Consider the following 20,542-nt stretch of genomic DNA (forward strand, 5'->3'; position numbering starts at 1 on the left):
TTCCCCTTTATTTAACATTCATTAATTTTATAAAAAGTTGATCCAAAACCAGATTGGTTTGTACATTTTGCTCAACCAATTGCTTGGCATGTTGTATTTCTGCATAGATTTCAAACAATTGCTCAAGCGTATAGGTTGGCACGATTTGATCAAAAGACAGATCAATGTTTTTGATTGATTGATTGAGCTTGACACAAATTACATCACCCAACAAGTACTCCAACATCGCAACAAAATCATTAAAGCTCAGTTCTTTTGACCATTTGGTTGCGAGCATTATGGGTTTATTTTTCTGTATGACTAAATTTGTCCAATCAGCCATAAAGTCAGTACGCTTATTTAACCAATCACTTTCTGCTAACTGTAACGCGCTTATGGGCATAGCGCCCGTAAGATTCAAGAGCAAGTTGATTTGTTCTACCAAAAGTTCAGGCTGTTCATTTTGAATATATTGCAATGCTTGCTCAGGTGAAATTCGATCCAGTGCAAAGTGCTGCAAACGACTACGAATAGTCGCAGGTAATTTTAAATAATGATCTGCCAATAAAATTAAAATGATACGTTCACCCGGCTCTTCGAGTGTTTTTAAGAGCGCATTGGACGAAGCAATATTCAAAGCTTCCGCAGGTTCAATCACAATCACACGCCAGCCATCTACGGTTTGTTGCACAAAAGGCAATAGCTCACGTATTTTCTCAATTTTGATCTTGGCATTTTGTTTTTTATTGTCTTCATCGGTACTGATATGTACATAATTGGGATGGGTATCGGACTTTAACCACTGACAACTTACGCATTCACCACATGCTGCTTGAGCCTGTTTATGAGAACAGAGAATCCAAGCTAAAAAATGCTGGGCAAATTCATGTTTCCCACAACCATTTTTGCCATAAAACAAGAGACCATGGCCCACTTCTGGGAATCGGCTGGTGAGCGTCTCCCATACATTTTGTTGCCACGGATAAACAGTTTGCATCAAATCATCCAAAATTATTGAAAGCTTGAAACGGGCATCGCGTTTAAACGCTCTAAATCCGCCAAAGTGTCCACACCCGGTGGCAGATTGGCTTCTGCAATCGCAATCGCGATTCGATGACCATTTTCTAGCACACGCAACTGCTCAAGACTTTCAAGTTTTTCTAATGTGCCCTGTTCCCAAGTCACATATTCCTGTAACAGACTGACCCGATAAGCATATAATCCCAAGTGACGATAAGCATGCGCATGTAGTTGTTGAGTGTGCTGTTGTGCCGCATCTCGGTCATAAGGAATCGTTGCACGACTAAAATATAGCGCTTCATTGCCTTTAGACATGACAACTTTCACAATACTGTTACGCTGAAATTCCTCCAACTGGTGAATCGGCTCACACAAGGTCGACATGGAACAATTTGGTTTTTCAACCAATAACTGACTCACCTGTTGCACTAATTTAGCAGGCAACAAAGGTTCGTCACCTTGCACATTAACAATAATGTCATCACTTGCCCAGCCTTTGATTCGTGCAACTTCACTTAAACGATCTGTACCAGAAGGATGTTCCGTACTGGTCATCACGACATCAATATTTTCTGTACGACAAATATGAGCAATACGTTCATCATCTGTGGCCACGCAGTAATCATCAAAACCTTGAACTTTTTTTGCCTGATCAACAACACGTAAAATCATGGCACGACCATGAATCTCTAAAAGAGGTTTCCCAGGTAAACGTGAGCTAGCAAAACGAGCAGGAATGACGATGTGTTTCATTTAAATTTCCTGAAGCAGAGAAATACCCAACTGTTGTAATTGAGCGTCAAGTAATTGGTAACAATCTTGAGAAAGGATTGCTTCTACAGGCACGACCCAAATTTCAGTAGCGAAATCTGGATACTGTTGAAGCAAAGCTAAAATCTTTACCGCATCTTTTTCAGTGGTAATAATGGGGTTGTGATCATCAAACTTTAAATCTTCAATTTCATAATCATAATGATCAGGAAATTCATGGCATTGAAATTCCTGAATACCAATCGATTCAAGCGTTTTATAAAAACGCTGCGGAAAACCAATACCGACTACTGCATAAAACTGGTCTTGCGGATTAAATAAATTTGCAGCATTTTCAGATGGATTTAGCAAATACGGCTGACCTGCTTGAAGGTGCATATTTAAGCTCGACTGCGGTTGTACTCCATGTTCAATAACAGTCCCCGTTTCTAAACGTGATTTGGGTTCACGTAAATAACCTTCAGGCAACAGTTTTTCATTGCCCAAGCCGCGATTAAGATCCAGTACAATCCATTCAATTTGTCGATCTAAGGCCCAATGTTGTAAGCCATCATCACTAATAATGAGATCGATGTCATATTGACTTAACAGCAACTCAATTGCTGTTTTACGATCTGCTCCTACAGCCATCGGTACATGTGTAGATTGAACAATTAAACACGGTTCATCGCCCACTTCGTCAGGTTTGGAACTCATATCCACGAAAGCGGGAAAAGGACCTTGACCACCATAACCACGACTGATCACACCGACTTTAAGCTGTCGCTGCATCAGATATTTGATCAGTTGGATTAATAGAGGCGTTTTACCACTCCCACCTACCGTAATATTACCAATCACCATCACTGGTACGGGTGCGGTATATACCGTTTTTACGCCAGTTTGATAAAGCTTGTGATTAAAACTTGAACCTACCCAATATAAACATGACAGTGGACGTAACAAAATTAGCCATTTTGCTTGTTTATTCCACGCATCCTGAATTATTTGGGCAAAAGACATGCAGACTAATCCTCAAAATTACGCTGGTGTAATTGATAGTAAGCGCCATGTTTAGCCAGTAATTCCGAATGTGTACCTTGTTCCACAATACGACCTTTATCCATCACCACAATTCGATCTGCATTTTCAATCGTTGACAAACGATGTGCAATCACAATGGTGGTACGATCTTGCTGCATCGCCTGATCAAAAGCTTTTTGGATAAAATGCTCAGATTCATTATCCAGTGCACTTGTCGCTTCATCCAAGATCAAAATCGGGGCATCTTTTAGGATCGCTCGGGCAATCGCGATACGCTGACGCTGACCACCCGATAGATTCAATCCCTGAGCGCCAAGAACGGTGTCATAACCTTGCGGTAAGTTCATAATAAAATCATGTGCATAAGCAGCTTTTGCCGCAGCGATAATATCTTCTTCTTTTGCACCTTCAAGCTGTCCATACGCAATATTTTCGCGCACTGTACGATTAAACAACACTACTTGCTGATTCACCATCGCAACCTGACGGCGTAAAGTTGGTAAATCGATATCTTCAATACGAAGATCGTCCAGATAAATTTGACCGCTAGTCGTTTCCTGAAAACGCACCAACAAATTCACCAAAGAAGTTTTACCTGCGCCAGAACGCCCGACCAAAGCAATCGTTTCACCTGATTTAATATTGAGCGTAAAATCCTGAATGGCATGAACATCTGATTTATACACCAGACCCACATGATCAAAACGAATATTACCTTTCAATTCAGGCTTCAATATGCCTGTATTTTTTTCTTCAGGTAAATCCAATAATTCAAAAACAGAATAAGCTGCTGCAATACCACGTTGTATCTTTTCATTTACATCGGTCAGATTTTTTATAGGCTTTGCGAGCAAGCCGGCAGCCGTAATATAGGCCACAAACTCACCCGCAGTCGTATTACCCAAAATTTGTGGGCGTAGAGCCAACCAGACGATCAAACTCATGGCAAATGCCATTACTAATTGTACCAGTGGCGAGTTCATGTTTTGAACTACCACCATTTTCAAACCACGTTTGAGGTTTTCCTGAGAAGATTTATAAAAGCGCTGTTGTTCTGAGGCCTCGCCATTAAAGGTTTTGACCACTGAATTACCATTGATACTTTCCTGTACCACGTGATTCACATCACCCATGGTATTTTGTACTTGAATCGAAAGTTTACGCATTCTTTTAGATGCTTTACGAACAAGCAAACCAATCAAAGGCATAAAAATTAGAATACACAGAGTCAAACGCCAGTTCGAGTAAAAAAGATAACCCAATAAGCCAATGGTAATAAAACCCTCTTTAACAATGGTCGTCAGCGATTCAGAAGATGCAGCCGTAAGTTGCTCTACGTTATACATGATCTTGGCAGTAATATGCCCTGACGAATTATCCAGATAATATTGTGAAGGCAAACACAACAGTTTTGCATAGACATCCTGACGAATACTAAAGATCAAACTGCGTGAGATGACAGCGGTAAAATAACTGCCCATGAACAAGCCCAGACCACGAAAGAAAACCAACAACACTATAAGGGCTGGAAACCAATCAAGATTTTGTCGACTACCTTCCTGAATTGCATCAATGATATATTTTAATAACTTGGCAACTGACACTTCAGTTGCAGCATTGATCGCAAAACCAACCAATACTAATAATGCAATGCCCCAAAAGGGTTTTAGATAGGATAGTAGACGAAGATAAATCTTAAAATCTTGCTTCACTCAGTAAAACCTCTGGAAGGAACTTTTGTACTAATGTTGATGTTAACAAAACCAAGCTGTCCTGCCACATCCATCACGCGAATCACATCCTGATGCGTCGCTTTGGCATCAGCGGCGATGACAAACATTAAATCACGACGATCATGTGCCGCCTGTTTAATTGCACTACTTAAATCAGAACTACTCTGACTAGAAATGGCTTGACCATTGACCATGTAATGCCCCGAAGAGTCTACCATGACCTCGATTTTTTGATCGTATTGTTTTGGTGGAACCCCTTGCGCATCGGGTAAAGTCAGATTAATTCGACTATTTTGTGCAAAGGTCGTAGAAAGCAACAAAAACACCAAAATAAACAGCAGACAATCAATCATAGGTGTCAGATTGATATGAATATCTTCAACTTGCGGGCGCTTAAATTTCATAATATCCCGCCCTAGCCTACACGACGTTGCTCAAATGCATTTGACTGCGAAGGTTTGAAAAAAAGTGCGGCATGAAAAAGAGTCGCTTGTTGTTCAAGCTCTGCGATATATTCATGTACAAGACGCTGAAAATAACGATACGCCATTAATGCTGGAATTGCGATCAACATCCCCACAGCGGTAGTGATCAACGCTTTAGAAATACCAGGAATCATTAAAGTTGGACTACTACTCGATCCAATATCAATTACTAGAAAGGATTCGATGATTCCAACGACTGTACCCAAAAGACCAAGCAAAGGTGCAACGGCACTCATCGTTCCCAAAAAGTTAATATTACGTTCCAGATATCCAATTTCCTGAGAGGCAGTAACTTCCATTTGTGCTTTGGCAAATTGCTCGCCCATACTCTGGTTTTCAATACCAACTTTTAAAATTCGTCCTAAAGGACTGGTTTGCAAGGCTTGGTTTTGCTGCAATTGCACAATGACCTGATCAACTGAATGAGAACTTGAAGACATGAGGGCGCTTGGCAAAACTGCTGATCGTCTCAGGCGAATAAAACGTTCGATACTAATCGCCACAGTAAAAATAGAACATAGAATGAGGGGCAGCATCAACCAGCCCCCTGCCTTAACTAATTCCCACATGCTGTACTTCCCCAATGACTACAAAAAATTTAAAAGGTCAGCATAGACTAATCGGTTAAGCAAATATTTAAAATACCATCTAACTCATCAAGTGAATGATAGTGAATGACCAGTTTGCCTTTTCCTTGTTTATTGTGATCGATTTTTACATTTGCACCAAAACGTTCAGATAATTTTTGGGTCAATTGCTCAATATCTGGCGAAATCACAGCCTGAGGTTTGTCTTGTTTTGGCTCATTCCATTCACGAACCAGTTGCTCTGTTTGACGTACTGAAAGACTTTTTTCGATGACAATTTTAGCGACAGCCATTTGATCTTTGGCTTTTAACGCCAAAATCGCTCGAGCATGTCCCATATCCAATTGACCTTCCTGCATCAGATTTTTGATGGCATCATCCAGACTGAGTAAACGCAGTAAATTACTGACCGTGGTACGGGCTTTACCCACGGTTTCTGCAATTTCTTGATGACTTAAACCAAACTCGTCATGAAAACGTTGTAAAGCCAATGCTTGATCAATCGGGTTAAGATCCTGACGCTGAATGTTTTCAATCAGTGCCAATGCAATGGCAACCTGATCATTCAAGTCACGGACAATCGCAGGAATTTCTTTTAAACCTGCCAATTGTGCTGCGCGCCAACGACGTTCACCCGCAATGATTTCATAGGGATATTTTTCATCCTCAATCGGACGAATCACAATCGGCTGCATCACACCATGTTTTTCAATAGATGATGCAAGCTCTTTTAAGTCTTGTTCCTGTATAAAGCGACGTGGTTGGTATTCCCCACGTTTCAGTAGATTGACATCAATCTGTTTGAGCTGACCATGATCAATCGCCTGTGCTTCTATTTGTAACTTTTCTTTTTGAATAGAGCCGAGAAGTGCATCCAGACCACGACCTTTTGCCAATCCGCGTTTTTTTGTGGTCATGCGTGACTCCCTTTTTTCACTTTACTTTTTTTCAACATTTCAGCAGCCAAATTTAAATAAGCCACAGCACCTTTGGAGCTTTTCTCGAAATAAATAATCGGCAAACCGTGTGCAGGTGCTTCAGCAAGACGAACATTACGCGGAATGACCGTGTCATAGAGTTTTTTGCCAAAAAATTGTTCTAATTCAGCAGAAACATCACGAGTTAAAGCATTACGTGCATCGTACATGGTGCGTAGTACACCAATAATTTGTAGCTCAGGATTCAATGCCTGTTGAATACGATCAATGGTCTGAGTTAAATCGGCTAAACCTTCCAGTGCATAATATTCGCACTGCATCGGAATCATAACCCCATCTACAGCAGCAAGTGCGTTAACGGTAATTAGACTCAGACTAGGCGCACAGTCGATGATGATATAATCAAAAGCATCACGAACACTATCTAGCGCTTTTTTTAGAATAAATTCACGCCCTTCCTGATCCGCAATCGCAAGCTCTACACCCGAAAGCTCACGGTTTGAACCCAGCACTTTATAACCTACTTCAGATTTTGTGATTGCAGTTTCGACAGGAACTTCACCGAGCAATACATCGGTGATGGAATACAGCAAATCATTTTTCTGCACACCAGACCCCATAGTGGCATTGCCCTGTGAGTCCATATCCACTAAAAGTACGCGTTTTTTTAATACAGCCAATGAGGCAGCCAGATTCACAGCGGTCGTGGTTTTACCTACGCCGCCTTTTTGATTGGCTATTGCAATAATCTGAGCCATAGTTACCCCAATTTAAGATTGTTTTTGTTCAAGTAAAAGCAAATGACGTTGTTCATCTAAACGCGGCACTTGCAACTCAATCACCTGACACGAAAATTCATGTTGCATTTGCTGCATCTCTTCTAAAGGAACTAAACCTTTCATCGCAGCGATGATACTGCTTTGATGCATGTACGGTCGTGCGGCATTGACAAAATCAGTTAGTGAAGCAAATGCACGGCTGGTAATCACATCGAATTGCCCCAATTCACCAATCGAATCTTCATTTTCTACACGTGTTTGGACAGCAATCACATTTTTTAATTTTAAATCTGCAATAAACTGTTTTAAAAATCGAATCTTTTTACCATTTGAATCTAGCAATACACAGCAACGTTCTGGCTGACACAATGCAATGATCATGCCTGGCATACCGCCACCTGTACCGACATCGAGTAACCGACCTTCAGGTAAATCTTTTAAGATACTTAGACTATCCAATAAATGCTTCACCAACATTTCTTTCGGATCCCGTATCGCCGTGAGATTATAGGCTTTATTCCAGAGCACCAATGCATCTTGATATTTCAACAACAGATTTAAAGCGTCATCGCTCAGGTCTAAACCTAAAGCCTGACTGCCCTGTTTTAATTCGTGGAAAAAAGGATGCATATCCGTGGAACATCTCTAAAAAGTTAGTTGCAGTATACCTATTTCTCTACTCAAAAGTAGTGGTCAACGATTAGCGTTTACACAGTTAAATATATAAACCTGCTTTAATATGTTGATCTAGCTCATTTAATCGCTCAGGCGTACCCACATCAACCCAAACACCCTGCATTTTTTCAGCACTCACTTGGCCGTTAAGCATGGCTTGTTTCAATAAAGGTGCTAAAGGTCGTTTACCGTGTTCTAAATTTTCAAATAGTTTTGGCGATAAAACAGCCACGCCACTGTAAGTTAGAGCCTCACCTATTTGCGCTTGCTCAAAAGTATAAGCTTTGTCATTTGACAGCACAAAATCACCCTGCGGATGTTGCACAGGATTAGGCACAAATACCAAATGTGCTAAATCGTCGATTAATTTGACCTTTAAAAGCGATGCAAAATCCATCGTTGTCCAAACATCACCATTGACCAAAATAAAAGGATCGTCACCCAAAAGTGGCAAGGCATTGATAATACCACCCGCTGTTTCCAAACCTTCAGCTTCATGTGACCATAAAATTTTGACACCTAAAAGCGAGCCATCGCCTAAAGCATCTACCAGTTTATCAGCCAACCATGCCGTATTAATAACGATCTCGGTGACACCAATCTTTTTCAATTTTTCGATATGCCAGACAATCAAAGGTTTTTCAGCGACTTGCAATAAAGGCTTCGGTGTATGCAAAGTCAATGGACGCATACGATTACCCAAGCCCGCAGCAAGAATCATAGCTTTCATTAGGCGGCTACCTCATAACGACCATATTTTTCAACAAACTTAGGCATAACTGTCTGCTGCATAAATTGCATAAAAGCAGCCAGTTCTGGATAAGCTTTGCTTTCTTCGAGTAAATACCACATGACAAGAGGCAAATCTTTGAGATAACCCGATTTTCCATCACGCTCAAATAAGCGCACGAAAATACCTAAAATCTTGATATGACGCTGTATCGCCATAAAGTCCGCTTCTTTTTTAAATTGTTCAAAACTGCGATTGATCTTGGCTTCATCGGGTAATAAATCATAAAAAAGCTGGAACCAACGATAAACCCGATCTGCATTCCACTGCACATACGCATCACGCGTAATCGAGATCAGATCATAGGTATCTGCGCCGATCACCGCATCCTGAAAATCAATCACACCCAGTTGTTCTTCGCCCTCAATTTTCATCAAGTTACGACTATGAAAATCCCGATGCACAATCACCTGAGGCTGTGCAAGCGCAGTGTTTGCCAATAAATCAAATGTTTGATCGATAACTGTTTGCTGTTCTGCGCTTGGTATAATTTGAAGTGATGGCAGCATCCAATCTGTCAGCAACTTCATTTCGGTCAGTAACTTTTCATGTGAATAGACTGGGAAATGTCCCTCACCCTGAATCGATTGCAATTGAATCAGTTGCTTAAAGCTTTGTAGATAATAATGATCCACCGTGACATCATTCAGTAGAGTTGATAAGACCACATCACCAAAGTCTTCAAGTAGCAGAAAACCCTGCTCCAGATTTTTAGCAATAATATGTGGCACACGTACACTATGCTGATCAAAAAACTCATCAATCATCACAAATGGAGCACAATCTTCTTTTTCAGGTGGCGCATCCATCAACATAAAGGTATTATTTTGGTTAATGACGCGTGCATAGCGTCTAAAACTCGCATCTCCAGCTAAAAAGTGAACCTGAAAATCTTCAGTATTCAAAGCAGAGGCAATCCATGATTGTATCAATTGTTCACGTTGTGTATTCATTTGCAATAAAATCTAAAACTAGCTGAGATTTTGAAGTCATAAGTGTAGCCACTTATAAACTTTTTCTCTATGATGCGACAATAATTAATTGCGAATTAGCATACTTGGTTAATGAAACAATGAAGCATCAGTTTAAATTTAATCCTTTAGCGACCGCTATTTTGACACTTTTATGTGGTGGCTCCATACAATCAAGTTATGCTGAGTCGGATAATGCGGCTTCTAACGTTGATAATAAACAGCTCAAGGAAAGCATTCAAAAAGCTTATCCTGGTCAGGAATTTTTTGAGCAATATTATGTAGATAAATCTGCACCTGAAGCTCAGGTCAGAGATACAAAATCATTAAGCTCTGCCTTTTGTACAGGCACATGGATCACTCCCATCAGCCCAACCGCTCAAGCCGTAGATCCAGAAAAGGCAACTTCTGTGGTGACTGCTGACTATGGACATTACAATCCAAAAGGTGATTCAGAGCTGAGTGGTAATGTCGTAATTGATCAGGAAGGTCGATCTATTCGCGCCGACAAAGTCACCATTGATCAGACTCAAACCTATGTTGACGCTGAAGGTCACGTACAATTAGCACAAGGCGGCCTGCTTTCTCAAAGTGACAAGATCAATTACAATTTAAAGACCCAAACAGGTGATTTAAATAATAGTTTCTATATTTCTGAGGAACGGCATGTGCATGGTCATGCACAGCAGATCAATCGTACATCAGCGACGACGATGGTTTTGCATGATGCGACCTACACGACCTGCCCTCCTGAAGAAAAACCAACATGGCAAATTAAAGCCAAAGAAATCAAGTTGGATCAGGACAGTGGTCGGGGCATAACCAAGGGCACAAAACTTTACGTCAAAGATGTACCTGTATTAGCAGTTCCTTATTTTAACTTTCCGATTGATGATCGTAGAACTACTGGTATTTTAAACCCCACTTTTGGTTTCTCCAATGATGGTGGTTTTGAACTTGCCGTTCCTGTTTATCTCAATCTCGCGCCTAACTACGACGCAACTGTGACACCACGCTACTATGCTGATCGTGGTACGATGCTGGAAGGTCAGTTCAGATATATCACCGAGAACTTTGGTGAGGGTAAAATTTCTGGCGCTTATCTTCCTGAAGATAAAAAATATAATGATCAAGACCGTAAAGATTTAAAATTTTTACATAATTGGGATATCAATGATTATTGGTCAACCAACTTAGAATACAATTACGCATCAGATAAAGACTTTACGGCTGACTTAAACTCAAGTCCTGATTCTAAGACAGATTTAAATTTACGTCGTGCCTGGGTGTTAAATTATAAAAATCAAATTCCTGGCTTAAAAGCTCAATTAAAAGTTGAAGACTTTCAGACTCTAGATAAAACCGTAGCTGATATTGACCGACCTTATGCGCGTCTACCTCAGTTTTTACTAAACTATGTCACGGGCAATCCTCTAGGGTTACAATACGAGTTTAATAACGACACCGCATATTTCAAAAAAGACATTAGTGATACTAACAACTATAGCACTCAGCCAAGTGGTACACGAATCTATAACCAATTCGCGGCACGTTATAACTTTAGAAACACCTATGCTTTTGCCATCCCTGAAGTCTCGGTTCGTAGCATCAATACATTTTATGATGAAAACACCATCAACGCTTTATATCCTGAAGGTGGAGCAACGCCAAACGATAAAAATAAATCGGTGGTTGTACCGCAATTCAGTCTGGATACTGGTTTAACTTTTGAAAAAGATGGAAAATACCTGCAAACCATTACGCCAAGAGCATTTTATGCCTATGCACCGTATAAAAATCAGACAGATTACCCAAACTTTGATACCACCACTGCCTCGATTAACTACGATCAACTGTTTACCCCATATCGCTTCTATGGACATGACCGTTTAGAAGATAATAACTTTATGTCTTTGGGCATAAGTTATAGTTTATTTGATCCAGAAGGTTTAGAACGCCTACGCGCCAGTGTGGGACAAAGCTACTATTTTCAAGATAGACGCGTCACTTTAATCAGTAATGATGAAAGCGACACGGAAAAAAATACAGGGCCTGTGGTGAGTTTATCTAGTCAGCTTTCACAGCACTTTACCATTGGTGCAAATTCCGCATGGATGTCGAACGGTACGAATTCACAACGTGATTTTCAAATGTACTACACAGGTGACAAAGGAAATCTGTATAACTTAGGCTATTTTTATCGTAAAGAAATTCCAGATCGCCAAAATACTTATGATCAGGTGGTTGCATCCTTTATACAACCTATCCATAACAATTGGCGTATTATGGGCCATGTTCAATACGACCTTGATAATAGTGTCGCGCGTGAATATTTACTCGGTGTAAATTACGAATCATGCTGTTGGGGCGTTTCTGTCTATGGACGCTCTTATTACAATGACCTTGATAATCCAAACGATCCAAACGTCAATGTAAAAAAAGCGGTTATGGTCGAACTTACCCTGAAAGGCTTAGGTGGTGTAAATAACAAACTTGCATCTATTATGGAAAATCGAGTTTTAGGCTTTAAAGAAACTAATCAATCTTGGACACAACGTTAATGAAGACAAAGTATTTAAAACAGTTATTTAAAGCAACTGCCCTCGCAGCGGTTGTTTCTTCATCAATGCATAGTTTTGCTGCAACTCCTTCGGATGAAGTGATTGCAATTGTGGACAATAGTGTCATTTTAAAGAGCGATTTAGAACAAGGCGTTGCTGAGGCAGCCCATCAAATGCAAGCGCAAAAAAAAGAAGTTCCGCCTGAACAATACTTACAGCTACAAGTTTTAGATCAACTGATTTTACGTGAAGCCCAACTTGAGCAAGTGAAACGTTATGGGATCAAACCTGACGAGAAAGCGCTGAATGAAGCCGTACTTAAAGTTGCAAACCAATCTGGCAGCAAATCTCTTGAAGCTTTCCAGCAAAAGCTGGATGCTATGGCGCCAGGAACTTATGCATCCTTACGTGATCGTATTGGTGAAGATCTAGCCATCAGTCGCTTACGTCAGCAACAAGTGATGTCACGTATTAAAATTAGCGATCAAGACGTTGCCAACTTTTTAAAATCCCCACAGGGTCAAGCCATGTTAGGCAGTCAGGTTCATGTCTTACATGCACGTATTTCTGGTGCCAAAGCAGATCCGCAACAACTCAATCAGGTCGCTCAAGAAGTTAAAACCGCTTTAAATAGCAGCGATGATATTGCAAGTATTGGCAAGACTTATTCAACCAAAGATATCAAGGTTGAAGGTGCGGATATGGGTTATCGTGACTTAGCCGATATTCCTGCGGAACTGGCAGCGCGTGTAAGTGCCTTACAAACAGGTCAAACCACCGAACTGATTAATGTCCGTGATGGAATTCATGTATTAAAACTACTTGACCGCAAAACCAGTGATCAAAAAGCGATGGTGGAGCAATATAAAACTCGCCATATCTTAATTCAACCTTTTGAAGTCGTCAGTCCTGAAAATGCCAAGCAAATGATCACCAGCTTATATAATCGCTTAAAAGCAGGTGAAGATTTTGCAACTTTAGCAGCCACCTTTTCCAATGATCCAGGTTCTGCTCGTGATGGCGGTAGTTTAGGCTGGGTAACTCCTGGGATGATGGTTCCTGAGTTCGATGAAAAAATGAAGAATACGCCTGTGGGTCAAATCAGCGAGCCATTTCAAACTCAGTTCGGTTGGCATATTTTACAGGTACAAGATACTCGTAAACAGGATATGACGCATGAATATCAAGAGCGTATGGCGCGTCAAATATTAGGTGAACGCCAGTTTGATACCGAAGTGGATAGTTGGTTACGTGAAGTACGTTCTAATGCCTACGTCGAAATCAAAGATCCAACTCTGGATAAAAAAGCCCTTCAGGAACAAAGTCAGAAAAATAAATCTTAAAACCTGATTTTATAAAAAAGCCAGCAATTGCTGGCTTTTTTGTTTTGACTTGTTCAAATTTAATCGCACACATACTTTTTGACATAAAAAAACCCCGATTAAGATCGGGGCTTCTCTAAAATGATCAATTAACGATTATTTTCGTCTTCTTGATTATCTTCAAATTTTGTATCGCCATCAAAGCCTGATGATTGACCACCACCAAAGCCGCCTTGACCACCAAAGCCGCCACCTTGACCACCGAAGCCACCTTGACCACCGAAGCCGCCTTGACCACCAAAGCCACCTTGACCACCGAAGCCACCACCTTGACCACCGAAGCCGCCTTGACCACCAAAGCCACCACCTTGACCACCGCCAAAGCCACCACCTTGACCACCGCCAAAGCCGCCACCTTGACCACCGCCAAAGCCGCCACCTTGACCTGCTGTTGCAGGAGCGCCAGCTGGACGTGGATTACGAGCAGGAACAACTGTAGAAATTGCATGCTTATAAACCATTTGGCTTACTGTGTTTTTTAATAGAACCACGTATTGGTCAAAAGATTCAATATGACCCTGTAGCTTGATACCGTTCACAAGGAAAATAGAAACAGGAATACGTTCTTTACGGAGAGAATTTAAGAACGGATCTTGTAAAGTTTGACCTTTAGACATGTTATAACTCCAAAAAAAATTAAAAATCAGCGCAAAAAACCATCTTTAGTTTTCAATTAAAAATTATAAAAAAGATAGTATGTAAATTTTGCTTTATCCATAAGAGTTTCGCAAGTCTTCTTGAGCTTGCTTTATCGTTAAATAAGTTTTAAAACAGTGTGTTTCTTGCAAAGATCGTAACCAAGTGTATTGACGTTTTGCAAGTTGTCGTGTCGAAAATAATGCTCTATCTTCCATCTCCAGCTTATTTTTGTGACTTTTGTCACTTTTCAGAAGAAAATCGAGTGCTTGTCGATAGCCGACACATCGCATTGAGGGCAAATTGTCATTAATATCGTATTTTTCAATCAAGTGTTCCACTTCATTTAAAAAACCAATACCCCACATTTTGCGCAATCTTTGTTCGATTCGCTGATGTAATTCTACTCGATCTGGGAGTAAAGCATAATTATGAAAAATGTAGCGATATGGTAAATTTTTAGGCTGTTCTGCTTGTAATTTTGTGATTGGCTGACCAGTTAAACGAAAAACTTCCAATGCCCGAATAATTCGTTGTTTATCTGAAACTTTGAACTTTTCTCCTGCAAGTGGATCCACCCGCTTTAATTCTTCATAAATAGCTTGCCAACCCTGCTCATTTGCTTTTTGTTCAATTTCCGCTCTAACCTGCGCATCTGCATTAGGTAAATGATCTGAAAGCCCTTCAAGCAATGCTTTGAAATACAACATCGTTCCACCCACCAAAATCGGGGTTTTACCGCGTGCGTGAATGTCATCAATCAAGCGACTCGCATCTTCGACAAACTGGGCAGCAGAATACACCTCTAACGGCGAAATAATATCAATCAGATGATGCGGATAAAGTGCTTGCTCCTCTTGCGTAGGTTTAGCAGTACCAATATCCATATCTCGATAAATAAGTGCTGAATCCACTGAAATAATTTCAAAATGTCCACGTTCGTATAACTCACATGCCAGCGCAGTTTTTCCGCTGGCAGTCGGCCCCATCAGATTAATCACAGGCAAGTTTGATGACATTTGGGATTATTCTCCGCGAGCAAAAAGTTTATCAAGTTGATTAAGTGGAAACGCTCGCCATGTCGGACGACCATGATTACATTGACTGGCAAATTCAGTCTGTTCCATCTGACGGAGTAAGGCATTCATTTCCGAAAGACTAAGCATACGATGTGCACGTACTGCGCCATGACATGCCATACCCGCCAAAATCTGATCGCGCTTTTGCATCAGTGCCTGAGCCTCATCATTTGGATCCAAATCATGCAACAGTTCAGGAATGAGCTTGTCAAAATCGGCTTTTTGCAAAATCGCAGGCACCCCTCGAACAATGACCTGCTCATCGCCGTATTGATCGATTTCAAGCCCCAATCGAAGCAGTTGATTTTTTAAATCCTCAATGCGGGTGGCTTGCATGCGACTAATGGTAATAATTTTTGGAATTAAAAGTTGTTGAGATGTCCAAAACTCTGGTTTATCCCAAGCACTTTTCATTTGTTGCAATAAAATACGTTCATGCGCCGCATGCATATCAACAATAATCAGCCCTTCTGTATTTTGTGCCAAGATATAAATGCCATGTAACTGTGCAATGGCGATCCCTAAAGGAAACTCATCGACTGAAGAGGATGTTGCAGATGCATCATGCTCAGTATCTGAATTTTCCCGAAGCGGCGACAAATACGTTTTCAGGGCATTATTGAGCTGCGTTGAACCGTTATAACGACTTTGGGGTGAATATTGAACAGTCTGTGGACGGCTGGCATTAAAATCAGTCAGTAACTCAGTAGAAAGCTCTGGTGTTGTTTCAGACTGATCTGATACTCGTGGCGACATATCCAAATTTTTATGTAAAGCAAATTGTTCCTGATAACGCGGTTGAATGACCGTATTTAAAGCGGATGTCATCTGCTCATCAGCTTTCATTGCCTGAGCTAAATCAGTACTTGCAGTTTGAAACTGCGCCAAGGTTTCTTTGGCATAATGTCTGACGAACTCGTGCACTTCACGTTGATTGAGGAAACGAATTTCATGCTTGGTGGGATGCACATTGACATCGATCTGCTCGGGATCAACCTCTAAAAACAGTAAATAACCCGCATATTGATGGCCATGTAAAATACCATCATAAGCCATGCGCAGCGCATGAGAAATGGTTTTATCCTTGACGATACGGCCATTCACATAAACATATTGTAAATCAGCCTGTGGTCTGGCATCAGAAGGGTGTCCAAGCCAACCTGACAAACGCATATTGATACTTTCACTATCGAGCCAATAAGCATTTTGCGTAAATTGTTGACCCAATAATTGTTGCACTCGCTGGAATCTTAAAGCACCGCTATCTGCTATAGGCAGGTTTAAACGGATCTGATCATTATGCTCAAGGACAAAGCGAATATCAAAATGGGTTAAAGCCAAACGGCGAACAATTTCTTCAATATGTCCAAATTCTGTACCTGGTTTTTTTAAAAATTTACGCCGTGCAGGTACATTAAAAAATAAATCCTGTACACGAATATGAGTACCTTTTTGTGCTGCCACTGCTTGAACCTGTTGATGTTCAAAAGCAGTACCGTTCACTTCTACCTGATAACCAATCCCTTCTTCATTTTGGCTACTCACCAGAGTCAAGCGTGATACGGCTGCAATTGAAGCCAATGCTTCTCCACGAAAGCCCAAACTGACAATCGCATGCAAATCTTCAGCAGTTTGAATTTTACTAGTGGCATGTCGCATAACGGCAAGCGGCAGATCATCTGGATGAATGCCATTGCCATTGTCGATGATTTCAATGAGGGTTGCGCCGCCTTGTGCAACACGAATAATCAACTCGGTTGCTCCTGCATCAATCGAGTTTTCCAGAAGCTCTTTGACTACTGATGACGGGCGCTCAATCACCTCTCCCGCAGCAATCTGGTTGGCTAAAGCAGGATTTAAAGCATGGATACGACGCAAGCTAATTGAATCACTCATGATTCCAATGTTTCCTTTAATGCCTGATAAAGGTTTTCATCATTTAAAGACAATGTAACAAAACGCTGAAGATCATCTTCTGATTTTTCAATATTGATCACAAGATCTGCCTGTGGAATTTCATCTCCACCTTTAGAGGGCCATTCAAATAAAAATAAAGCGTTAGGCACTTCGAGATAGTCACGAATCCCCATCAGCTCTAATTCATAAGGATCATTTAAACGATAAAGATCAAAATGGAAAATTTCGTTATTGTTAATTTTATAAGGTTCAACCAGCGTATAAGTTGGACTTTTGACTGCACCTTGATGTCCCATGTGTTGCAATAAATAGCGTGTAAAGGTGGTTTTCCCTGCTCCTAGATCACCAATCAAGTAAATCACACCAGATTGCACAAAATTAGCTAAATGCTGCGCAAACTGCTGAGTATCATCTTCACTATTTAATTGTAACGATAAGGAATATTGCATAGCACACACGACATGAATCGAAGAACGGAATATGATAGCATTTTCAGGCTTTAAAAGCCTACGCTAGGCGGACATCTGTTTTATTTTAAAACAAGCCATTTACATCTGTTTATTTTTATCACATTTCATGAACAAAATTGAGTTTAAACCGCCGATGATCAATGGCGTGAGTGCCAGTCAGGTCTTCTTACCCCATAATCAAGATCAAACTATTCAGACGGTTTTTCAATATCTCTGCAAACACTTTGCACATATTTTAGAACAAGAATGGCGACAACGTTTTACAGAGGGTTTGATTTATGATTCGACTGGACAAATACTCTCAGTCGATAGTCCATATCAAGCCAGTACCCATATTTTTTATTATCGTTTTTTGGCGCATGAAATCCATGTTCCGTTTGAGCACCAAATTTTATTTGAAAATGAACATTTATTGATTGTCGATAAACCACATTTTTTAACCATCAGTCCGACAGGACAATATGTACAGGAAACATTACTGGTACGCTTAAAAAATCAGACTGGAATTGAAGAATTAAGTCCAATACATCGGCTTGATCGGGAAACAGCAGGAATCGTGCTATTTAGTAAAAAAGCTGAAGTTAGAAACGCCTATCAGGAGCTTTTTGCCAAACGACAAGTCCAAAAAACTTACCATGCAATTGCAGCTTATGATCCAGAATTATATTTTCCCCAAACTCTTAATCTCTGTATGGAAAAAGGACAACCTTTTTATACCATGCAGATTAATCCTTGCGGTGAGCCCAATAGCGAAACCTTGATTGAATGTCTGGAGCATAATAAAACATGGGCAAAATATCAGTTAAAACCCCATACGGGTAAACAGCATCAACTGCGAGTTCATCTCAATTATTTAGGTATTCCGATTAAAAATGATCCTTTTTATCCCACTGTTCAACATAAAGCAGACGATGATTTTTCTGCGCCATTACAACTTTTAGCCAAAAGCATTGAGTTCACCGATCCCATCAATAGTCAGAAAATTTGTATTGAATCAACATTTGATTTGAGTTTGTCATACCAAAGTAATGACAAATGAACGATTTTTTATGTGCAAAATATTGAAATTACAATTTCTTGGTTTACAATGAATTTTTTAAAATTAAAAAATCATTCGGTTATTATTCATGCGAAAAACAGAAGTCTATCAGGTTCGCCTTGACTCACAAGAAAAGAAACAGGCCTTTGCTGTTTTTAAGCAACTGGGGATTACACCGGCTCAAGCAGTTCGTCTTTTTTTCAAGCAAGTGGTTTTAACTAAGTCTATTCCATTTACCATTGAGAACCAGAATATCAATATGGAACAGCTATTAAAGCTGCGTAAAATTAAATCTGCGACGACGCAAAGCAATGGGGCTGCTATAGATACAGAGCTTGATGATGATGCTTTTTTTGAAGAGTTAAATGCGCTGTTAGGTGAAAGTGATCAACTTTAAATACGCTTTACTATTTATAAATATAAACAAGTTTTAACGTTCTTCTTTAGATTTTTTCGTTATGCTCTCCATGTTTAGGATAATTAATAAAATATATGGAGACATTAGATGATTGTAAGACGTGCGACATTAGAAGATCTAAATCAGCTTGCGGTGTTATTTGATGAATATCGTCAGTTTTACGGTGCTTCATCTAATCTTAAACAATCTTATAATTTTCTAAAACAACGCTTCGAAAATAAAGAAAGTGTCATCTTCATCCATGTTAAAGATGATGTGTTTACAGGTTTTGTCTTGCTTTATCTGGGTTTTTCTTCTGTCGCCTGTTCAAATTATTATATTTTAGACGATGTCTATGTAACCCCCATTTATCGTCGTCAAGGATCTGCCAGACAACTCATCGATACTGCAATATTATTTGCACGACATGAAAGTGCATTAAGGATTAGTCTGGAGACTCAGAAAACCAACGTCGAATCTCAACGGCTTTATGAGTCTATGGGATTTATTCAGGATGATGCTTTTCTTACTTATCACTGTTTTCTTAAATAATTTCACTGTGAATTTGATTGTTGTGCTGCCTGAATTTGCTCTTTATTTAAATAAACCCACTCCCCTAATTCAAGCTCAGGCAAATCCAATTCACCAATTTGCTGACGATGCAGCGCTTGAACTTTATTCCCTACTGCGGCAAGCATACGTTTAACCTGATGATAAACACCCTGATGAATGGTTAAACTGAGTTGGTACTCATTTAATAAATGAACATCTGTTGCAGCAAAAATTCCTTTTTCGTTATGTAATTCAACTCCATTTTCTAGCGCGATTAATTGTTCCTGAGAAATCGGGTCGAGTGTCGTGACATGATAGACTTTTGGAACATGACGCTTAGGATGAGTGAGCGCATGTAAAAATTGACCATCATCTGTTAGTAATAATAATCCTGTTGTATCTTGATCTAAACGCCCAACCGCAGCGAGTCCACGTTCTCTTAAAATCTCTGGGAATAAATTAAAGACGCTTTTGTGATGCTGAGGTTGATGTGAACATTCAAAACCTTGGGGTTTATTCAGTGCAATATACACTTTTTCGCGATAAATATAATCTTGACCATATACTGAAAAGTTTAAATCTTTCACATCGACACGACATTTTAGATCTGTTTGCACTTCGCCATGAATGCTTATTGCTCCGTTTTTAATCAGTTGCTGACAATGTTTACGTGAACCAAAACCTTGTGATTGCAACATTTTTTCCAAGAGCATAACAATATCCGAAATAAGCGATGGCATAGTTTAACTGATTTTTAA

At 40.0% G+C, this 20,542-nt stretch carries 21 protein-coding genes; 5 read left to right on the plus strand and 16 right to left on the minus strand.

What is annotated here, in order from left to right:
* Positions 1 to 7: 7 nt before the first annotated feature.
* From JR005_RS13080 to JR005_RS13130, 11 genes are all read right to left on the minus strand, one after another.
* On the minus strand, positions 8 to 991 hold the full coding sequence (locus JR005_RS13080) for a DNA polymerase III subunit delta' (protein WP_416378518.1): 984 nt from the start codon (positions 989 to 991) through the stop codon (positions 8 to 10).
* Positions 991 to 1,752, minus strand: coding sequence for a 3-deoxy-manno-octulosonate cytidylyltransferase (gene kdsB / locus JR005_RS13085; protein ID WP_004989453.1), 762 nt, complete (start codon positions 1,750 to 1,752; stop codon positions 991 to 993). The genes JR005_RS13080 and kdsB overlap by 1 nt, the downstream gene beginning before the upstream one ends.
* Positions 1,753 to 2,772 (minus strand): tetraacyldisaccharide 4'-kinase, encoded by a 1,020-nt coding sequence (gene lpxK, locus JR005_RS13090; protein WP_218665243.1) that lies wholly within the window; start codon positions 2,770 to 2,772, stop codon positions 1,753 to 1,755.
* Positions 2,773 to 2,777: 5 nt separating this feature from the next.
* The gene (gene msbA / locus JR005_RS13095; protein ID WP_049175512.1) at positions 2,778 to 4,505 is read right to left on the minus strand and encodes a lipid A export permease/ATP-binding protein MsbA; all 1,728 of its coding nucleotides are present in this window, start codon (positions 4,503 to 4,505) and stop codon (positions 2,778 to 2,780) included.
* Positions 4,502 to 4,930 carry an ExbD/TolR family protein gene (locus JR005_RS13100; protein ID WP_004989460.1) on the minus strand — a complete coding sequence of 143 codons (429 nt, stop codon included), beginning with the start codon at positions 4,928 to 4,930 and terminating at the stop codon, positions 4,502 to 4,504. The genes msbA and JR005_RS13100 overlap by 4 nt, the downstream gene beginning before the upstream one ends.
* A gap of 11 nt (positions 4,931 to 4,941) precedes the next feature.
* Complete coding sequence (locus tag JR005_RS13105; protein ID WP_218665244.1) at positions 4,942 to 5,580, minus strand: MotA/TolQ/ExbB proton channel family protein; 639 nt, start codon at positions 5,578 to 5,580, stop codon at positions 4,942 to 4,944.
* Between the two features lie 47 nt (positions 5,581 to 5,627).
* Positions 5,628 to 6,515, minus strand: coding sequence for a ParB/RepB/Spo0J family partition protein (locus tag JR005_RS13110; protein WP_004989464.1), 888 nt, complete (start codon positions 6,513 to 6,515; stop codon positions 5,628 to 5,630).
* Positions 6,512 to 7,294: a ParA family protein gene (locus tag JR005_RS13115; RefSeq protein ID WP_004997149.1), complete on the minus strand. Its 783-nt coding sequence runs from the start codon at positions 7,292 to 7,294 to the stop codon at positions 6,512 to 6,514. The genes JR005_RS13110 and JR005_RS13115 overlap by 4 nt, the downstream gene beginning before the upstream one ends.
* Positions 7,295 to 7,306: 12 nt before the next feature.
* Positions 7,307 to 7,945, minus strand: a complete 639-nt coding sequence (gene rsmG / locus JR005_RS13120) for a 16S rRNA (guanine(527)-N(7))-methyltransferase RsmG (RefSeq protein ID WP_004989469.1) — start codon at positions 7,943 to 7,945, stop codon at positions 7,307 to 7,309.
* An 85-nt stretch (positions 7,946 to 8,030) separates the two neighbouring features.
* The gene (gene murU / locus JR005_RS13125) at positions 8,031 to 8,720 is read right to left on the minus strand and encodes an N-acetylmuramate alpha-1-phosphate uridylyltransferase MurU (protein WP_218665245.1); all 690 of its coding nucleotides are present in this window, start codon (positions 8,718 to 8,720) and stop codon (positions 8,031 to 8,033) included.
* Positions 8,720 to 9,733: an aminoglycoside phosphotransferase family protein gene (locus JR005_RS13130; RefSeq protein ID WP_218665246.1), complete on the minus strand. Its 1,014-nt coding sequence runs from the start codon at positions 9,731 to 9,733 to the stop codon at positions 8,720 to 8,722. The genes murU and JR005_RS13130 overlap by 1 nt, the downstream gene beginning before the upstream one ends.
* A 119-nt stretch (positions 9,734 to 9,852) precedes the next feature.
* Here JR005_RS13130 and JR005_RS13135 point away from each other — a divergent pair, with 119 nt between their 5' ends.
* Positions 9,853 to 12,312, plus strand: coding sequence for an LPS-assembly protein LptD (locus JR005_RS13135; protein WP_218665247.1), 2,460 nt, complete (start codon positions 9,853 to 9,855; stop codon positions 12,310 to 12,312).
* Complete coding sequence (locus JR005_RS13140) at positions 12,312 to 13,655, plus strand: peptidylprolyl isomerase (protein WP_218665248.1); 1,344 nt, start codon at positions 12,312 to 12,314, stop codon at positions 13,653 to 13,655. Before JR005_RS13135 ends, JR005_RS13140 begins: the two co-directional genes overlap by 1 nt.
* Before the next feature lie 128 nt (positions 13,656 to 13,783).
* Here JR005_RS13140 and hfq read toward each other — a convergent pair whose 3' ends face one another.
* From hfq to tsaE, 4 genes are all read right to left on the minus strand, one after another.
* Positions 13,784 to 14,311 carry an RNA chaperone Hfq gene (gene hfq / locus JR005_RS13145; RefSeq protein WP_004989480.1) on the minus strand — a complete coding sequence of 176 codons (528 nt, stop codon included), beginning with the start codon at positions 14,309 to 14,311 and terminating at the stop codon, positions 13,784 to 13,786.
* A gap of 93 nt (positions 14,312 to 14,404) precedes the next feature.
* A complete protein-coding gene (gene miaA / locus JR005_RS13150; protein WP_151732694.1) occupies positions 14,405 to 15,349 on the minus strand; it encodes a tRNA (adenosine(37)-N6)-dimethylallyltransferase MiaA in 945 nt (314 codons plus the stop codon).
* 6 nt (positions 15,350 to 15,355) lie between these two features.
* Positions 15,356 to 17,305, minus strand: coding sequence for a DNA mismatch repair endonuclease MutL (mutL, locus tag JR005_RS13155; RefSeq protein ID WP_171494113.1), 1,950 nt, complete (start codon positions 17,303 to 17,305; stop codon positions 15,356 to 15,358).
* The gene (gene tsaE / locus JR005_RS13160) at positions 17,302 to 17,775 is read right to left on the minus strand and encodes a tRNA (adenosine(37)-N6)-threonylcarbamoyltransferase complex ATPase subunit type 1 TsaE (RefSeq protein WP_004997121.1); all 474 of its coding nucleotides are present in this window, start codon (positions 17,773 to 17,775) and stop codon (positions 17,302 to 17,304) included. The genes mutL and tsaE overlap by 4 nt, the downstream gene beginning before the upstream one ends.
* Before the next feature lie 127 nt (positions 17,776 to 17,902).
* Here tsaE and JR005_RS13165 point away from each other — a divergent pair, with 127 nt between their 5' ends.
* The 3 genes from JR005_RS13165 (at position 17,903) to JR005_RS13175 (ending at position 19,784) form a co-directional block, all read left to right on the plus strand.
* Positions 17,903 to 18,835 (plus strand): RluA family pseudouridine synthase, encoded by a 933-nt coding sequence (locus JR005_RS13165; protein WP_215900273.1) that lies wholly within the window; start codon positions 17,903 to 17,905, stop codon positions 18,833 to 18,835.
* Positions 18,836 to 18,923: 88 nt separating this feature from the next.
* Positions 18,924 to 19,232: a type II toxin-antitoxin system RelB/DinJ family antitoxin gene (locus JR005_RS13170; RefSeq protein WP_151732696.1), complete on the plus strand. Its 309-nt coding sequence runs from the start codon at positions 18,924 to 18,926 to the stop codon at positions 19,230 to 19,232.
* 108 nt (positions 19,233 to 19,340) lie between these two features.
* Positions 19,341 to 19,784, plus strand: coding sequence for a GNAT family N-acetyltransferase (locus JR005_RS13175; RefSeq protein WP_004989495.1), 444 nt, complete (start codon positions 19,341 to 19,343; stop codon positions 19,782 to 19,784).
* A 2-nt stretch (positions 19,785 to 19,786) separates the two neighbouring features.
* Here the strand turns inward: JR005_RS13175 and JR005_RS13180 are convergent, their stop codons facing one another.
* Positions 19,787 to 20,497 carry a pseudouridine synthase gene (locus JR005_RS13180; RefSeq protein WP_049175531.1) on the minus strand — a complete coding sequence of 237 codons (711 nt, stop codon included), beginning with the start codon at positions 20,495 to 20,497 and terminating at the stop codon, positions 19,787 to 19,789.
* Between the last annotated feature and the right edge of the window lie 45 nt (positions 20,498 to 20,542).

This window comes from Acinetobacter sp. Colony158 (assembly GCF_019264745.1).
GTDB classification, from domain to species: domain Bacteria; phylum Pseudomonadota; class Gammaproteobacteria; order Pseudomonadales; family Moraxellaceae; genus Acinetobacter; species Acinetobacter ursingii.

Excerpts from the sequence above, each read along its gene's own strand:
- kdsB (WP_004989453.1), bottom strand. The coding sequence starts at position 1,752 with ATGAAACACATCGTCATTCCTGCTCGTTTTGCTAGCTCACGTTTACCT.
- lpxK (WP_218665243.1), bottom strand. The coding sequence starts at position 2,772 with ATGTCTTTTGCCCAAATAATTCAGGATGCGTGGAATAAACAAGCAAAA.
- JR005_RS13100 (WP_004989460.1), bottom strand. The coding sequence starts at position 4,930 with ATGAAATTTAAGCGCCCGCAAGTTGAAGATATTCATATCAATCTGACA.
- JR005_RS13105 (WP_218665244.1), bottom strand. The coding sequence starts at position 5,580 with ATGTGGGAATTAGTTAAGGCAGGGGGCTGGTTGATGCTGCCCCTCATT.
- JR005_RS13110 (WP_004989464.1), bottom strand. The coding sequence starts at position 6,515 with ATGACCACAAAAAAACGCGGATTGGCAAAAGGTCGTGGTCTGGATGCA.
- JR005_RS13115 (WP_004997149.1), bottom strand. The coding sequence starts at position 7,294 with ATGGCTCAGATTATTGCAATAGCCAATCAAAAAGGCGGCGTAGGTAAA.
- rsmG (WP_004989469.1), bottom strand. The coding sequence starts at position 7,945 with ATGCATCCTTTTTTCCACGAATTAAAACAGGGCAGTCAGGCTTTAGGT.
- murU (WP_218665245.1), bottom strand. The coding sequence starts at position 8,720 with ATGAAAGCTATGATTCTTGCTGCGGGCTTGGGTAATCGTATGCGTCCA.
- JR005_RS13130 (WP_218665246.1), bottom strand. The coding sequence starts at position 9,733 with ATGAATACACAACGTGAACAATTGATACAATCATGGATTGCCTCTGCT.
- JR005_RS13135 (WP_218665247.1), top strand. The coding sequence starts at position 9,853 with ATGAAGCATCAGTTTAAATTTAATCCTTTAGCGACCGCTATTTTGACA.
- JR005_RS13140 (WP_218665248.1), top strand. The coding sequence starts at position 12,312 with ATGAAGACAAAGTATTTAAAACAGTTATTTAAAGCAACTGCCCTCGCA.
- hfq (WP_004989480.1), bottom strand. The coding sequence starts at position 14,311 with ATGTCTAAAGGTCAAACTTTACAAGATCCGTTCTTAAATTCTCTCCGT.
- miaA (WP_151732694.1), bottom strand. The coding sequence starts at position 15,349 with ATGTCATCAAACTTGCCTGTGATTAATCTGATGGGGCCGACTGCCAGC.
- mutL (WP_171494113.1), bottom strand. The coding sequence starts at position 17,305 with ATGAGTGATTCAATTAGCTTGCGTCGTATCCATGCTTTAAATCCTGCT.
- tsaE (WP_004997121.1), bottom strand. The coding sequence starts at position 17,775 with ATGCAATATTCCTTATCGTTACAATTAAATAGTGAAGATGATACTCAG.
- JR005_RS13165 (WP_215900273.1), top strand. The coding sequence starts at position 17,903 with ATGAACAAAATTGAGTTTAAACCGCCGATGATCAATGGCGTGAGTGCC.
- JR005_RS13170 (WP_151732696.1), top strand. The coding sequence starts at position 18,924 with ATGCGAAAAACAGAAGTCTATCAGGTTCGCCTTGACTCACAAGAAAAG.
- JR005_RS13175 (WP_004989495.1), top strand. The coding sequence starts at position 19,341 with ATGATTGTAAGACGTGCGACATTAGAAGATCTAAATCAGCTTGCGGTG.
- JR005_RS13180 (WP_049175531.1), bottom strand. The coding sequence starts at position 20,497 with ATGCTCTTGGAAAAAATGTTGCAATCACAAGGTTTTGGTTCACGTAAA.